Origin of the sequence: Microbacterium sp. oral taxon 186 str. F0373 (assembly GCF_000411455.1) — a bacterium.
GTDB lineage: Bacteria > Actinomycetota > Actinomycetes > Actinomycetales > Microbacteriaceae > Microbacterium.
Genome location: NZ_KE150457.1, coordinates 483,096 through 496,329, shown reverse-complemented (window position 1 = coordinate 496,329; position 13,234 = coordinate 483,096). Strand labels below are relative to the sequence as shown.

The following is a 13,234-nucleotide window of genomic DNA, read 5'->3' as shown; positions in this document are numbered from 1 at the left end:
GCCCACCCCGAGCCCTGACCCGACAGGATCGGGGCTCCACGGGTATGACGACTGGGGTGCGCGGCCCCTCCGTCAGCGTCCCCCCGCATCCCCCCTACGACGGAGGGGCTGCCCCCGCCCGCGCGGGTGACGGCCTCGCTCAGGCCGGTTCCTGCCAGCTCAGCGACTCGATGTATCGCAACAGCACGCCTTCGCGCAGCGCCCAGGGGCTCACCTCGAGCTCGTCGACCTCGAGTGCCGTCATCGCCGTGTGCAGCACGACGGCGGCGGCGACGATCTGGAAGGTGCGGTCGGCCGTGATGCCCGGCAGCTCCTGGCGGGCGGATGCCGGGATGCGCGCGAGGCGCGGAATCCACGAGCCGAGCGCACCGCGCGGCAGCAGCATCCGCTCGCTCCCGCTCCACCCGGGCGCGGGGTAGCCCGCGAGCTTCGCCAGCGACCGGATCGCCTTCGACGAGCCCACGACGTGGTTCGGCTGGGGCTGACCGGCCATGCCTGCGGCCACGGGCGCGAGCACGCCGCGCGCGTGCTCGCGCAGCACCTCCACGGCCTCCTCGCCGGGCGGGTCGTGGGGGAGGAACTCCACGGTGGTCCGTCCCGCGCCGAGCGGCACCGACGCGGCGACGTCGGGGAGCTCGTCCGCGCCGGCGGCGATCTCCAGCGATCCCCCGCCGATGTCGAACAGCAGGATCTGCCCCGCCGACCACCCGAACCAGCGGCGCACCGCGAGGAACGTGAACCGCGCCTCCGACTCGCCGCCGAGCACCTGCAGCTCCTGGCCGAGCGCGGCCTCGATGCGCGCGATCACCTCGGCGCCGTTCGCGGCCTCGCGCACCGCGCTGGTCGCGGTCGCCAGCAGCTCCACGACGTTCTCCGCCTGGGCGACGGCACGGGCCTGGGCGACGGCATCCACGAGCGCCTGAACGCCCGCCTCGCTGATCGCGCCGTCGGGTTCGAGATAGCGCATGAGGCGCAGCACCGTGCGCTGGCTCGTCGTGGCCTGGGGACGTCCGCCGGGATGGACATCGGCGACGAGCAGGTGGACGGTGTTCGAGCCGATATCGAGGACTCCGAGACGCATGGGTTCAGAGTATCCACAGATAGAGTGGGCCCGATGTCCACCGAAGACGAGACGGCTATCGACTCGCTGTACCGCGAGATCGGGCGCGCAGACTGGGCACGCTTGGCTGCCGGCATTCCCGCCCCGCTCACCGAGACCGAGGTCGTGCAGCTGCGCGGCATCGGCGACCTGCTCGACCTCGCCGAGGTGCGCGAGGTGTATCTGCCGCTGAGCCGGCTGTTGAGCACCTACGCCGAGAATACCAAGCGGCTCGGCGCCGAGACGGCCGCCTTCCTCGGCGAACCCGACTCGACGACACCGTTCGTGGTCGCCGTCGCCGGTTCGGTCGCGGTCGGGAAGTCCACCATTGCGCGGTTGCTGCGGGAACTGATGAGCCGGTGGCCGGGAACGCCGCGTGTGGAGCTCGTCACCACCGACGGCTTCCTCTACACGAACGCCGAGCTCGAGCGCCGCGGCCTGATGGACCGCAAGGGCTTTCCGGAGTCGTACGACCGTCGCGCCCTGGTCAGCTTCCTCACCGAGGTCAAATCCGGCGCCGCGGAGGTGCGTGCCCCGTTCTACTCCCACGTGCGCTACGACATCGTCCCCGATGCGCACGTCACCGTCCGCCGCCCCGACGTCGTCATCGTGGAGGGGCTCAACGTGCTCTCGCCGCCGCCGACGCCCAACGACGTCGCCGTCAGCGACCTCTTCGACTTCTCGATCTATGTGGATGCCGACGAAGCCGACATCGCCCAGTGGTACGTCGACCGGTTCCTGGCCCTGCGTCGTGGCGCGTTCAGCAACCCGAACTCGTTCTTCAAGGTCTTCGCCGAACTCTCCGACGAGGAGGCGGTCACGACGGCCCTCGGGTACTGGAACGAGATCAACCTGCCCAATCTCCGTGAGAACGTCGCCCCCACGCGACACCGCGCCCATCTCGTGCTGAAGAAGGCGGCTGCGCACGCGGTGGAGTCGGTGCGCCTGCGCAAACTCTGACGGGGACGTCCGCCGATTTCACGGCGTTTGTGAGGGCTCCGCGCAAATGGGCGCACCTACCATGGAGCCCATGTGTGGAATCGTCGGATACGTGGGCCCTCGCGACAGCCAGGCCATCCTTCTCGCCGGGCTCGCCCGCCTGGAATACCGCGGCTACGACTCCGCCGGCATCGCCGTCATCGACGGTGCGGGGGAGCTGGACATGCGCAAGCGCGCCGGCAAGCTGCAGGTGCTGCGCGACGACCTCAGCGCCCACCCGATGCCCGACGGCACCACCGGCATCGGTCACACGCGCTGGGCCACGCACGGCGGTCCGACCGACGCGAACGCGCACCCGCACCTCGCCGACGACGACAAGCTCGCCGTCATCCACAACGGCATCATCGAGAACTTCTCCGAGCTGAAGGCCGAGCTGCTCAGCGAGGGCTACACGTTCCGCTCCGAGACCGACACCGAAGTCGCCGCGGTGCTCCTCGGCCGCGAGTATCAGGCCTCCGGCGACCTCGTCGCCGCGTTCCGCACCGTCGTCTCGCGCCTGGACGGCGCTTTCACGCTCCTCGCGATGCACCGCGACCAGCCCGGACTGGTCGTCGGCGCCCGCCGCAACTCGCCCCTCGTGATCGGTCTCGGCGAGGGCGAGAACTTCCTCGGATCCGACGTCGCCGCCTTCGTCGAGCACACGCGCAACGCGCTAGCGATCGGACAGGACGAAATCGTCGCGATCACGCCCGCCGGCGTCGAGGTCACCGACTTCTCCGGTGCCCCCGTCGAGGTCGAGCCGTTCGAGGTCGTCTGGGACGCCTCGGCGGCTGAGAAGGGCGGCTGGTCTTCGTTCATGGCCAAGGAGGTCTCCGAGGAGCCCGAGGCCGTCGCGAACACGGTTCGCGGGCGCCTGCACGACGGCACGGTGACCATTCCCGAGCTCGACGGCATGGATGAGCTGTTCACCGGCATCCGTCGCATCGTCGTGATCGCCTGCGGCACCGCCGCCTACGCCGGTCAGACCGGCAAGTACGCGCTCGAGCAGTGGACCCGCATCCCCGTCGACGTGGAGCTCGCGCACGAGTTCCGCTACCGCGACCCGGTCATCGGCGAGGACACGCTGGTCGTCTCGATCAGCCAGTCGGGCGAGACCATGGACACGCTGATGGCCGTCAAGTACGCCCGCGAGCAGGGCGCCAAGACGCTGTCGATCTGCAACACGCAGGGCGCGACCATTCCCCGCGAGTCGGATGCCGTGATCTACACGCACGCAGGGCCCGAGGTGGCCGTGGCCTCCACGAAGGCCTTCGTCGCCCAGATCACCGCGCTGTACCTGCTGGCCCTCCACGTCGCGCGCCTGCGCGGCACGATCTCCGTGGGCGAGCAGGCGACGCACGTGCGCGAGCTCGAGGCGGTCCCCGCCAAGATCCAGCGCGTGCTCGAGGAGGAGCAGACGCACATCGAGCAGTTCTCGCACTGGATGGCCGACACCCAGTCGGTGCTGTTCCTGGGCCGTCACGTCGGCTACCCGATCGCCCTGGAGGGTGCGCTCAAACTCAAGGAGATCAGCTACATCCATGCGGAGGGCTTCGCCGCCGGTGAGCTCAAGCACGGCCCTATCGCGCTGATCGAACCCGGTCAGCCGGTGTTCGTCATCGTGCCTTCTCCTCGCGAGTCGGCCGAGCTGCACAAGAAGGTCGTCTCCAACATCCAGGAGATCCGCGCCCGCGGCGCGCGCGTCATCGCCGTCGCCGAAGAGGGCGATGCCGCCGTGCTGCCATTCGCCGACGAGGTGCTGCGCATCCCGCTGGCCGGCCCGCTGTTCGAGCCGCTGCTCGCGGTCGTGCCCTTGCACATCTTCGCCATGGGCCTCGCGACCGCGAAGGGCCTGGACGTCGACCAGCCGCGCAACCTCGCGAAGTCCGTCACCGTCGAGTAGCCCCCCGCCGCCCACGGCGGGCCGCATCGCGCCGCGAGACGCATCTTGCATGCCGAGAAACCGCTCCGTGCCGGGTTTCTCGGAACGGGGATGGTTTCTCGCGCGGGGGATCGCGGGCAGGCGGGCCACGGTGATCAGGGTGGGGCGCCGGTAGGCTGACGGGGGCGCGGGCGACGCGGCGTCGACCACGCCGTCGCCGAGCAGAACAGGGGAGGATGCCGTGATCATCGGAATCGGCGTCGATCTCGTCGACATCCCGCGCTTCGAGCGTTCGCTGCAGCGCACGCCCCGGCTGATCGAGCGTCTCTTCGCGCCGGGGGAGCGCGGCCTGAGGCCGCACTCCTTGGCCGCCCGCTACGCCGCCAAGGAGGCGCTGATCAAGGCGCTCGGCGGCTCGGACGGTGTGCACTGGACAGACATCGAGGTGGCGAGCGAGCCGTCGGGCCGGCCCGTCTTCGCGCTGAGCGGCGAGACGGCGGCCACGGTCGCCGCGCGCGGCATCGGCGCCCTGCATCTGTCCCTCAGTCACGACGCGGGTTTGGCGACCGCGTACGTCATCGCCGAATCGCAGGAGAGCGCATGAGCAGACTTCCCGAGGGCGTGCTGCGCGAAGCCGTCATCGACACCGCGGCGATCACGGCGAACGTGCGGCACCTGCGACAGCTGACGGCATCCGAGGTCATCGCCGTCGTCAAGGCCGACGGCTACGGGCACGGCGCCGTGCGTTCGGCCCGCGCGGCGCTCGAGGGGGGCGTCCGCCGCATCGGCGTCTCCGACATCGACGAGGCGCTGGCCCTGCGCCGCGCGGGCATCGACGCCCCCATCGTCGCCTGGCTCCACGCGCCCGCCGCCCGCTTCGCCGAGGCCGCCTCCCGTGGCATCGAGCTCGGTGTCTCCCGCATCGATCAGCTGCAGGCCGCCGCCGCGGCGGCGTCGGCCGATCGCCCCGTGGGCGTGCACCTGAAGATCGAGACGGGCCTCGGCCGCAACGGGCTCGCCCCCGCCGACTACGCGGTCGCCTTCGCCGAGGCCGCCCGTCTGGAGCGCATCGGGCGCCTGCGGGTCGTGGGCATCTTCAGCCATCTGTCGAACACGTCCGCCGCCGATGACCGCGCGGCGATCGAGCGTTTCAGCGACGGGCTCGCCCTCGCGGCATCCCATGGCCTCGCCCCGCAGCTGCGGCACATCGCCGCTTCGCACGCGGCCATCGCCCTGCCCGAATCGCGCTTCGGGTGCGTCCGGCTCGGCATTGCGATCTACGGGCTGTCGCCGTTCGCCGACCGCACCTCCGCCGATCTGGGCCTGCGACCCGCGATGACGCTTCGCGCCGCCGTTGCCGCTGTCCGGCGCGTGCCCGCCGGCCAGGGCGTCTCCTACGGCTACGGCTACCGCACGACGCGGGCGACCACGCTCGCCCTGATCCCCGCGGGCTACGCCGACGGTGTGCCGCGCGCGGCATCCGGGGGCGCCGCCGTCCGCATCGGCGGGGAGGTCTTCCCGGTCGCCGGTCGCATCGCGATGGACCAGTTCGTCGTCGACGTCGGTGATCACCCCGTCGCGGTGGGCGACGAAGCCGTCCTGTTCGGCGACCCGACGCTGGGGGCGCCGCCGGTGGAGGTGTGGGCGGGTGCCGCGGGCACCATCAACTACGAGATCGTCACCCGCATCGGTGCGCGCGTGCCGCGGCGCGAGGGCGCGGCGTGAGTTCACCGCTGCGCGCTGCGCACCCCGCCCGCGGGAATCCGGGACCCGTCCGCGGCGTTGCAGCGGGCGGAGAGAAGACGAAACGGTGATCGCATGAGCGGATTGGATGAGTTCGTCGGGCAGCGCGAGATCGCCTCGCCCGCAGAGATGGAAGAGCTCGGCCGGGCTTTCGGCCGCGCGCTGGGCGCCGGTGATCTCGTCGTGCTGACGGGGCCCCTCGGTGCTGGCAAGACGACGTTGACGCGCGGCATCGCCGCCGAACTCGGCGTGCGCGGCCGCGTGCAGAGCCCGACCTTCGTCATCGCCCGCACCCACCCCTCGCTCGCCGACGGTCCCGCCCTCGTGCACGTCGACGCCTACCGGCTCGGAACCGACGGAGAGCTCGACGACCTCGACATCGATTTCGCCCATGCGGTCGTCGTCGCCGAGTGGGCGGCGCCGTTCGCGGATGCCGTCGCCGACCGCTGGTGGGAAGTCGAGATCGACCGGGGCTGGAGCGGCACCGGCGTCGACAACGCCTGCGGCACCGCCGGCCCCCACATGGCCGCGATGGAGGACGCCGCACCGCGGCGCGTGCGCATCACCCGGCACGGGTGAGCGCTCCGGCGGGCGCTGAGCGCGATTACCCTGGAAACGTGATCCTCGGCATCGACACCTCGCTCGGCACCGCCGTCGGCATCGTCGATCCCGACGGCGCGGTTCGCGCCGACCGCACCAGCGACAACCCGCTCGGTCACGCCGAAGTGATCGGCGACCTCCTGCGCGACGCGCTCGCCGACGCCGCCCGCGGTCCGATCGGACAGACGGGGGCGCCAGAGCCGGTCACCCTCACGCACGTCGCGGCCGGGATGGGCCCGGGCCCCTTCACGGGGCTGCGCGTGGGCATCGCGGCGGCACGCGCCTTCGCCCTCGCCCGGAGCCTTCCCGTCGTCGCGGTGCCCAGTCATGATGCGGCAGCTCTCGCGATCCTCCTCGACGATGCGCTGGCCGATCCGTACGCCGACACGCGCCGGTTCGCCGTCGTGACCGATGCCCGGCGGCGTGAGGTCGCGTACTCGGTGTACGAGGGCATGGATGCCGACGGCCTCCCCATCCGCGCGACGGGACCGGCCCTCGCCCTGCGCACCGACATCGACGCGGTGCTGTCTGCGCAGGAGGCCGAGCGCGTCGATGTGACCGCGATCAGCGCGGCCATGCTCGCGGTCGTCGCGGCGCGTGCCGTCGCCGCCGGACGCGAACTCACCGGTGCGGAGCCGCTGTACCTGCGTGCTCCCGACGTGACGCTGCCGAAGAGCATCACCCGTCCGGGTGCCGAGGGCCGCGCATGACGCTGCGCACGGCTACGGTTTCCGACCTCGCCGACATCATGGACCTCGAACGCACGTCGTTTCCGACCGACGCGTGGAGCGAGCCCATGATGCGCGAGGAGCTCCTCTCCCCGCACGCGCACTACCTCGTCGACGTCGAGGCGGGTCGCCTGCTCGGCTACGGCGGGGTCCGTGCCGTCGCCCGCGCCGCAGACGCCGACATCCAGACGATCACGGTCTCCGCCTCCGCCCGGGGTCGGGGCCGGGGGCGGACGCTGCTGCGGGCACTCCTGGAGGCGGCGCGACAGCGCGGGGCGCGCGAGGTGTTCCTCGAGGTGCGTGCCGACAATCCGACCGCGTCCGCGCTGTACGTCTCGGAGGGATTCCTCGAGATCGCGCGTCGCCCCCGCTACTACCAGCCCGATGACGTGGATGCCGTCGTCATGAAGCTCGATCTCGTCGCCTGGGTCGCCGGCCACGGCGCGCAGACGCAGACCGGGGGAGTGTGCTCATGACCGCCAGCGAACCGCTCGTGCTCGGCATCGAGACCAGTTGCGACGAGACCGGCATCGGCATCGTCCGGGGCCGCACCCTCCTCAGCAACACCATCTCGAGCTCCATGGACGAGCACGCCCGCTTCGGCGGCGTCGTGCCCGAAGTCGCCGCCCGCGCGCACCTGGAGGCGCTGCAGCCGGCGATCGCCGCCGCCGTGGCCGAGGCCGGCATCGCCCTCACCGACGTGGATGCCGTCGCCGTCACGAGCGGGCCGGGGCTCGCCGGTGCGCTCATGGTCGGCATCGGCGCCGCCAAGGCTCTTGCGGTCGGTCTCGACAAGCCGCTGTACGCCGTCAACCATCTCGTCGGACACATCGCCGCCGACCTGCTCACCGGCGAGGACGTCGAGTACCCGACGGTCGCGCTGCTGGTCAGCGGCGGACACACTTCGCTGCTTCTCGTGCGTGACCTCGTGAGCGACGTGGAGCTTCTCGGCGAGACCCTCGATGACGCCGCCGGAGAGGCCTTCGACAAGATCGCGCGCATCCTCGGGCTGCCCTACCCCGGAGGACCGGAGATCGACCGCGCCGCCGCCGGCGGCGACCCGTCGGCCATTCGCTTCCCGCGCGGGCTGTCCCGCGCGTCCGACATGGCGGCGCACCGCTACGATTTCTCCTTCTCCGGCCTGAAGACAGCCGTCGCGCGCTGGGTCGAGCAGGCCGACGCGTCGGGGCAGCAGGTCGCCGTGGCGGATGTCGCGGCATCCTTCCGCGAAGCGGTCGTCGACGTGCTCGTCACGAAGGCGCTCGACGCCTGCGCTGAGCACGGCGTGCCGCGGCTGCTGCTCGGCGGCGGCGTCATCGCCAACCGCCGTCTGCGCGAGGTCGCGCTCGCGCGCGCGGCCGAGGCGGGTGTCGCCGTACGCATTCCGCCGCTGAGCCTGTGCACCGACAACGGAGCCATGATCGCCGCGCTCGCGTCCGAGCTCATCGCGAGCGGACGCCCGCCCTCGCGCCTCGCGTTCGGCGCGGATTCGACGTTGCCGGTGACGCAGATCCAGGTCGCCGGGGAGGCCGTGGGATGAGTGACGACCGCCCCGGCCCCGCGCCCGACGTGCCCGTCCCGCGCGTCGACACGCGGCTGGACGCACCGTCGACCGACGTCGCCCCCGCCGACAGTGCGGCGCTCCCCGGGGCGCACCGCGGCGGCTTCCAGCGCGAGTTCACCGAGCCGGTGCCGGTGGCGGCACCGGTGAATGTGGATGCCGCGGCCGCTGCGTCGTGGACGCCCGAACCCGACGTGCGCTGGGCGCCGGCGCCGCCGGTGCTGCCCCGCAGCGCCCCGTGGGCCCTCACGTTCGCCGTCGTCGGACTGATCGTGTCGCTCGTGGTCGGCTGGGGCTTTCTCATCGGCATCGTGGGAGCGGTCTTCGCCGTCGTCGCACTGCGCCGCCCGTGGGAGAGCCGCGCCGTCGCGGTCTGGGCGCTGTGCCTGAGCCTGCTGTCGCTCGCCTACAGTGCCGGCTGGCTGTGGTGGGCGTCGACCCAGGGGCCGCTCTTCGGCTGAGCAGGCGCGCCGCGCCGACGTGATGCGCGTCAGCCGGTGACGCGCTCGGCGAGCAGGGCGATGCGCGAGGTTCCCGCACGCGTGAGGATGAGCGTCGCGGTGCGCGGACCCTTCAGCTTCAGTTGGGTGCGGAAGGTCGCGGGGTCGACATCGACGCCGCGCTTCTTGATCTCCAGCGTGCCGATCTCCCGCTCCCGGAGCGCCTGCCGGAGCGCCTTCAGATCGGTGGGCAGCTCCTCGAGGACGCGGAAGGACTGCACGAAGGGGCTCGTGATCTCGGCATCGGAGGTCAGGTAGGCGATGCCGGGGGCGAGCATTCCGGCGTCGAGGCGGCGGGCCACCTCGCCGATCAGGCGTGCGCGGATGACGGCGCCCTCCGGCTCGTGGACGAAAGCGCCCAAGGGTCGGACCTCGGCATCCTCGGCGTCGGAGGGCGCCGTCAGTTCGGCCGCGCGGTCGGAGCGGACGACGAGCGCCGAGCGGCGGACACCAGCGCGGGCGAGCTTTCCGGTCCAGACGACGAGCTCGATGGTCGACCCGTCGACGCTGATCCACTGCGCCTCCGCAGCCTCCGGGATCCGCGCCCGGTCGAATGCCGGTCCGAGCTTGATGCCCGCGGGCATCCGCTCCGCGAGAGCGAAGACCCATTCCAGCGACGGCGACCAGTCGCCGGCGGCGACCCGCGCGGTCTCGGTGTGGCCGGCCGTACGTCGGGCCGGATCGAGCCATACCGCGTCGACGCCGTCGAGTGCGACGTCCTCGGCGCGGGCATGGCGCACCGTCGCGGTGTCGCCGAACGCGGCGAGGTTGTATGCGGCGAGCGCGGCGGTGGTCTCGTCGGCGTCGACGGCCAGCACGTCGAGGCCGATCCCGGCGAAGGCGAGCGCATCGCCGCCGATCCCGCAGCCGAGGTCGGCGACGCGGTGCACGCCGGCGTCGCGGAACCGGCCCGCGTGGCGCGCGCCCACCGACAGGCGCGTGGCCTGTTCGAGGCCCGCGCGCGTGAACAGCATCCGGTCGGCGAACGCGCCGAACTTCGCGCGTGCGCGCGTCCGCAGCCGCGCCTGTCCGACGGCGGCTGCGACGAGTTCGGGTGACAGGCCCTGCGCCCGCAACCGCGATACGGTGCGTGCCACCTCATCGGAGGAGTCGATCGCGCCGAGCTCATCGACCAGCCGCAGCCCCTCGGAGGTGAGCAGGGCGGTGAGCTCGGCGCGTTCCATCCGGCCAGCCTATGCGGGGCGGGTCAGCACCCGCTCACCTTCGTCCAGCGCGACGCCGTCGTCTGCTGCAGGCTCGTGACCGTCGCATCGCCCTGCCCGAGGTAGTCGAGACTGCCCACCGCGTAGTACGGGTTGTAGGGGTTGACGCCGTAGTTGGTCGCCCGGCCCGCCGCCTTGTGGGCGGCATTGGTGGTCGTCACGCACGTCGCGCCCGGTGCGGTCGGCGTCGGGCTGGGGCTCGCCGTCGGCGTGGCGGTCGGCGTCGGGGTGACCGCCGGAGTCGGGGTCGGGGTCGCCGAACGGTCGACGCGCCGGTTGTGCGCGAAGAAGAAGCCCGTCACGTACGCGGGGTAGTCGATGCTGTTCGTCGACACGTACGAGCCGCCCGGACCGCCGCCGGCCGGCCAATTGTGCCCGAGGCCGGTGTTCTGGATGAGCGAGACGCGCGGGCCCGCGGCATCCGCGTAGAGCGTGCCGGATCCCGCCGTGTTGGTGCCGGCCAGCCGTGCCAGCGAGAACGTCGACGTCGCCCCGGCGCCGTAGATGTCCGCCATGATCTGAGCGTTGAGGGTGTTGTAGCCCGTCGCCACCGTCGTGTCGTTGGATCCGTAGATCACCGAGGTGAGCTGGCTCGAGAACGACGCGGATGCCGAGCCGGCGAAGTTCCGGCAGGTCGCCGTGCCCTGGGCCTGCGAGACGGCGACGCTGCCGATCTGTCCCGACGTGGTGCCGACGGTGGGTCCGGCGTTGATGCCGATGCCCGCGAACACGTCGGGGGCGAGGCACCCCATCACCATGGTCTCGCCGCCCCCGGAGGACAGGCCCGAGAGATACACCTGCGCCCGATCGATGCCGAGTGAGGTGCGGTCGGTGAGTGCCGAGACCAGCGCGAGCAGGTTGTCGTCGTGGCGGGCGGGGGAGATGCGCGAGTGGTTGCTGTCGTAGTAGTCCCAGCAGCCGAGCACCACACCGCCGCCGGGAGCGTCGGGGAGGGCGACGACCATGCCGTACTCCTCCGCCGTCGCGGCCCAGTTGCCGGCGGTCTGCAGCGTCGACGCCGTCTGCACACACCCGTGCAGGCTGACCATCAGCGCGCGGCCGGTGCCCAGTGTCGCGGCGCGGGCCGGCGTGTACAGCCGCACGCTCATGCCGGCGATCGATTCGGTCGTCCACGACCCTGTCGCCGCCGCGGCGGGGGCGACGGTCGGTGCGGACAGCAGGGCGCCGACGGCCAGGGCTGTCGCGGTCAGGGCGGCGGCGATCGCGCGCCGGCGCCGAGTTCGGCCGGCGAGAGTGCCGCCGGCGAGAGGGTGGCGATGTGTCGTGAGGTCGGAAATGGTCATCGGTCGACTCCGATCCCGCCCCCGCCATCGTCCGGGCACCGTTGCCCGGTCGTCCCGGTCCAGGGAGCGCAGGTCCGATGCTAGGTGAAAGATGATTCATATAACAGTGGGCCTTCTGTGGCGCAGAACTGGCACTCGCGTTGCACGAGTGCCAGCCGCGCTCTAGACTTCTGTTAGCACTCCACCCCTGTGGGTGCTAACGAGTCTTGAAGCATCACGCCCAGCAAGAAAGAGGTAGACCGTGTCGGTTTCCATCAAGCCGCTCGAGGACCGCATCGTCATCAAGCAGGTCGAGGCTGAGCAGGTCACGTCCAGTGGCCTCGTCATCCCTGACACCGCCAAGGAGAAGCCCCAGGAGGGCGAGGTCGTGGCCGTGGGCCCCGGCCGCATCGACGACAACGGCAACCGCGTGCCGCTCGACGTCGCCGTCGGCGACCGCGTCATCTACAGCAAGTACGGCGGCACCGAGGTGAAGTTCGGCGGCGACGAGTTCCTCGTCCTGTCGGCCCGTGACGTTCTGGCGGTCGTCGTCCGCTGACGATCGCATTCGACGATGGCCCCCGGGATATCCCGGGGGCCATCGTCGTTAACCGGATTGGCGGAACAGCGACCAGCAATGGCAGGATGCCGCGGCATCCGTCGCCCCGCGCATGTCACGACCGTCGTAGGCTTTGTCTCATGACACCCGCCGAGTCCGCCCGCGACGAACGGCGCGGTGGGGTCTACGCCTTCGCGGCGTACTTCCTCTGGGGGTTCATGCCCCTCTACTTCCTGCTGCTGGCGCCGATCGGGCCGTGGGAGATCGTCGTCTGGCGCATCCTCTTCTCCCTCGCGTTCTGCGCGATCCTGCTCACCGTCACCCGCACGTGGGGCAAGCTCTTCGCGATCCTGCGCGATCGGCGGCTCGTGTTCTGGACGATCGTCGCGGGCCTGCTGATCTACGTGAACTGGCAGGTGTTCCTCATCGGCATCCTGACCGGTCACGTGATCGAGGGGAGCCTCGGGTACTTCATCAACCCGATCGTGACCGTGCTGCTGGGCGTGATCGTGCTGAAGGAGCGTCTGCGGCTGGCGCAGTGGATCGCGATCGGGTTCGCGGGCCTGGCCGTGATCGTCATCATCGTCGCCTACGGAGCGTTCCCTTGGATCGCGCTGACCCTGGCGGCGAGCTTCGGCACCTACGGTCTCGTGAAGAAGCAGATCGGTCCTCGGGTCGATGCGATCAGCGGCCTCACCCTGGAATCTCTCTGGCTCACCCCGATCGCCCTCATCCAGCTGGTCGTGGTCGCCGCCACCACCGGCCTCGTCTTCGGCACCCAGGGCGCCGGGCACACCGTTCTCGTCACCCTTGCCGGCGTTGTCACCGCTGTTCCGCTGCTGCTGTTCGCCGCGGGTGCGCGACGGGCGCCGCTCACCGTGATCGGCTTGCTGCAGTTCGTGGCCCCCATCCTGCAGTTCATCACCGGCGCGTGGATCCTGCACGAGCCGATGCCGCTCGAACGCTGGATCGGGTTCGCGCTGGTGTGGGTCGCGCTGGTCGTGCTGAGCGTCGATTCCGTGGTGTCGTCGCGGCGGTCCCGGAGCATCTCCGACGTCGCCGATCTGGTCTGAGACCG

General features: G+C 71.4%; 14 protein-coding genes. 11 read left to right on the top strand and 3 right to left on the bottom strand.

Annotated features, from left to right (window positions below; all coding sequences use genetic code 11):
- Positions 1-139 precede the first annotated feature (139 nt).
- The gene (locus HMPREF1529_RS02250) at positions 140-1,081 is read right to left on the bottom strand and encodes a Ppx/GppA phosphatase family protein (protein ID WP_016463538.1); all 942 of its coding nucleotides are present in this window, start codon (positions 1,079-1,081) and stop codon (positions 140-142) included.
- Between the two features lie 33 nt (positions 1,082-1,114).
- Here HMPREF1529_RS02250 and coaA point away from each other — a divergent pair, with 33 nt between their 5' ends.
- From coaA to HMPREF1529_RS02205, 9 genes are all read left to right on the top strand, one after another.
- On the top strand, positions 1,115-2,059 hold the full coding sequence (gene coaA, locus HMPREF1529_RS02245; protein WP_016463537.1) for a type I pantothenate kinase: 945 nt from the start codon (positions 1,115-1,117) through the stop codon (positions 2,057-2,059).
- Between the two features lie 70 nt (positions 2,060-2,129).
- Positions 2,130-3,980 carry a glutamine--fructose-6-phosphate transaminase (isomerizing) gene (glmS, locus tag HMPREF1529_RS02240; protein ID WP_036282646.1) on the top strand — a complete coding sequence of 617 codons (1,851 nt, stop codon included), beginning with the start codon at positions 2,130-2,132 and terminating at the stop codon, positions 3,978-3,980.
- 220 nt (positions 3,981-4,200) lie between these two features.
- Positions 4,201-4,563, top strand: a complete 363-nt coding sequence (locus tag HMPREF1529_RS02235) for a holo-ACP synthase (protein WP_005050400.1) — start codon at positions 4,201-4,203, stop codon at positions 4,561-4,563.
- Complete coding sequence (gene alr, locus HMPREF1529_RS02230; RefSeq protein WP_016463535.1) at positions 4,560-5,684, top strand: alanine racemase; 1,125 nt, start codon at positions 4,560-4,562, stop codon at positions 5,682-5,684. Before HMPREF1529_RS02235 ends, alr begins: the two co-directional genes overlap by 4 nt.
- Before the next feature lie 93 nt (positions 5,685-5,777).
- Complete coding sequence (gene tsaE, locus HMPREF1529_RS16030) at positions 5,778-6,281, top strand: tRNA (adenosine(37)-N6)-threonylcarbamoyltransferase complex ATPase subunit type 1 TsaE (protein WP_005050398.1); 504 nt, start codon at positions 5,778-5,780, stop codon at positions 6,279-6,281.
- 38 nt (positions 6,282-6,319) lie between these two features.
- Complete coding sequence (gene tsaB, locus HMPREF1529_RS02220; RefSeq protein WP_036282644.1) at positions 6,320-7,012, top strand: tRNA (adenosine(37)-N6)-threonylcarbamoyltransferase complex dimerization subunit type 1 TsaB; 693 nt, start codon at positions 6,320-6,322, stop codon at positions 7,010-7,012.
- Entirely contained in the window at positions 7,009-7,506 is a 498-nt protein-coding gene (gene rimI, locus HMPREF1529_RS02215) for a ribosomal protein S18-alanine N-acetyltransferase (protein ID WP_016463533.1), read from the top strand. Before tsaB ends, rimI begins: the two co-directional genes overlap by 4 nt.
- A complete protein-coding gene (gene tsaD, locus HMPREF1529_RS02210) occupies positions 7,503-8,570 on the top strand; it encodes a tRNA (adenosine(37)-N6)-threonylcarbamoyltransferase complex transferase subunit TsaD (protein WP_016463532.1) in 1,068 nt (355 codons plus the stop codon). Before rimI ends, tsaD begins: the two co-directional genes overlap by 4 nt.
- Positions 8,567-9,052 (top strand): hypothetical protein, encoded by a 486-nt coding sequence (locus HMPREF1529_RS02205; protein WP_016463531.1) that lies wholly within the window; start codon positions 8,567-8,569, stop codon positions 9,050-9,052. The genes tsaD and HMPREF1529_RS02205 overlap by 4 nt, the downstream gene beginning before the upstream one ends.
- Positions 9,053-9,081: 29 nt before the next feature.
- Here the strand turns inward: HMPREF1529_RS02205 and HMPREF1529_RS02200 are convergent, their stop codons facing one another.
- Both HMPREF1529_RS02200 and HMPREF1529_RS02195 read right to left on the bottom strand, forming a co-directional pair.
- Positions 9,082-10,275: a class I SAM-dependent methyltransferase gene (locus HMPREF1529_RS02200; protein ID WP_016463530.1), complete on the bottom strand. Its 1,194-nt coding sequence runs from the start codon at positions 10,273-10,275 to the stop codon at positions 9,082-9,084.
- Between the two features lie 23 nt (positions 10,276-10,298).
- The gene (locus HMPREF1529_RS02195; protein ID WP_005050392.1) at positions 10,299-11,618 is read right to left on the bottom strand and encodes an extracellular catalytic domain type 1 short-chain-length polyhydroxyalkanoate depolymerase; all 1,320 of its coding nucleotides are present in this window, start codon (positions 11,616-11,618) and stop codon (positions 10,299-10,301) included.
- A 241-nt stretch (positions 11,619-11,859) separates the two neighbouring features.
- Here HMPREF1529_RS02195 and groES point away from each other — a divergent pair, with 241 nt between their 5' ends.
- Both groES and rarD read left to right on the top strand, forming a co-directional pair.
- Complete coding sequence (gene groES / locus HMPREF1529_RS02190) at positions 11,860-12,156, top strand: co-chaperone GroES (RefSeq protein ID WP_005050391.1); 297 nt, start codon at positions 11,860-11,862, stop codon at positions 12,154-12,156.
- A 140-nt stretch (positions 12,157-12,296) separates the two neighbouring features.
- Complete coding sequence (gene rarD / locus HMPREF1529_RS02185; protein WP_016463529.1) at positions 12,297-13,229, top strand: EamA family transporter RarD; 933 nt, start codon at positions 12,297-12,299, stop codon at positions 13,227-13,229.
- Positions 13,230-13,234 lie beyond the last annotated feature (5 nt).

What these genes read in the sequence shown, in the direction of transcription:
- coaA (WP_016463537.1), top strand. Translation starts at nt 1,115, where the DNA reads ATGTCCACCGAAGACGAGACGGCTATCGACTCGCTGTACCGCGAGATC.
- HMPREF1529_RS02250 (WP_016463538.1), bottom strand. Translation starts at nt 1,081, where the DNA reads ATGCGTCTCGGAGTCCTCGATATCGGCTCGAACACCGTCCACCTGCTC.
- HMPREF1529_RS02205 (WP_016463531.1), top strand. Translation starts at nt 8,567, where the DNA reads ATGAGTGACGACCGCCCCGGCCCCGCGCCCGACGTGCCCGTCCCGCGC.
- alr (WP_016463535.1), top strand. Translation starts at nt 4,560, where the DNA reads ATGAGCAGACTTCCCGAGGGCGTGCTGCGCGAAGCCGTCATCGACACC.
- tsaE (WP_005050398.1), top strand. Translation starts at nt 5,778, where the DNA reads ATGAGCGGATTGGATGAGTTCGTCGGGCAGCGCGAGATCGCCTCGCCC.
- rarD (WP_016463529.1), top strand. Translation starts at nt 12,297, where the DNA reads ATGACACCCGCCGAGTCCGCCCGCGACGAACGGCGCGGTGGGGTCTAC.
- glmS (WP_036282646.1), top strand. Translation starts at nt 2,130, where the DNA reads ATGTGTGGAATCGTCGGATACGTGGGCCCTCGCGACAGCCAGGCCATC.
- tsaD (WP_016463532.1), top strand. Translation starts at nt 7,503, where the DNA reads ATGACCGCCAGCGAACCGCTCGTGCTCGGCATCGAGACCAGTTGCGAC.
- HMPREF1529_RS02200 (WP_016463530.1), bottom strand. Translation starts at nt 10,275, where the DNA reads ATGGAACGCGCCGAGCTCACCGCCCTGCTCACCTCCGAGGGGCTGCGG.
- rimI (WP_016463533.1), top strand. Translation starts at nt 7,009, where the DNA reads ATGACGCTGCGCACGGCTACGGTTTCCGACCTCGCCGACATCATGGAC.
- HMPREF1529_RS02195 (WP_005050392.1), bottom strand. Translation starts at nt 11,618, where the DNA reads ATGACCATTTCCGACCTCACGACACATCGCCACCCTCTCGCCGGCGGC.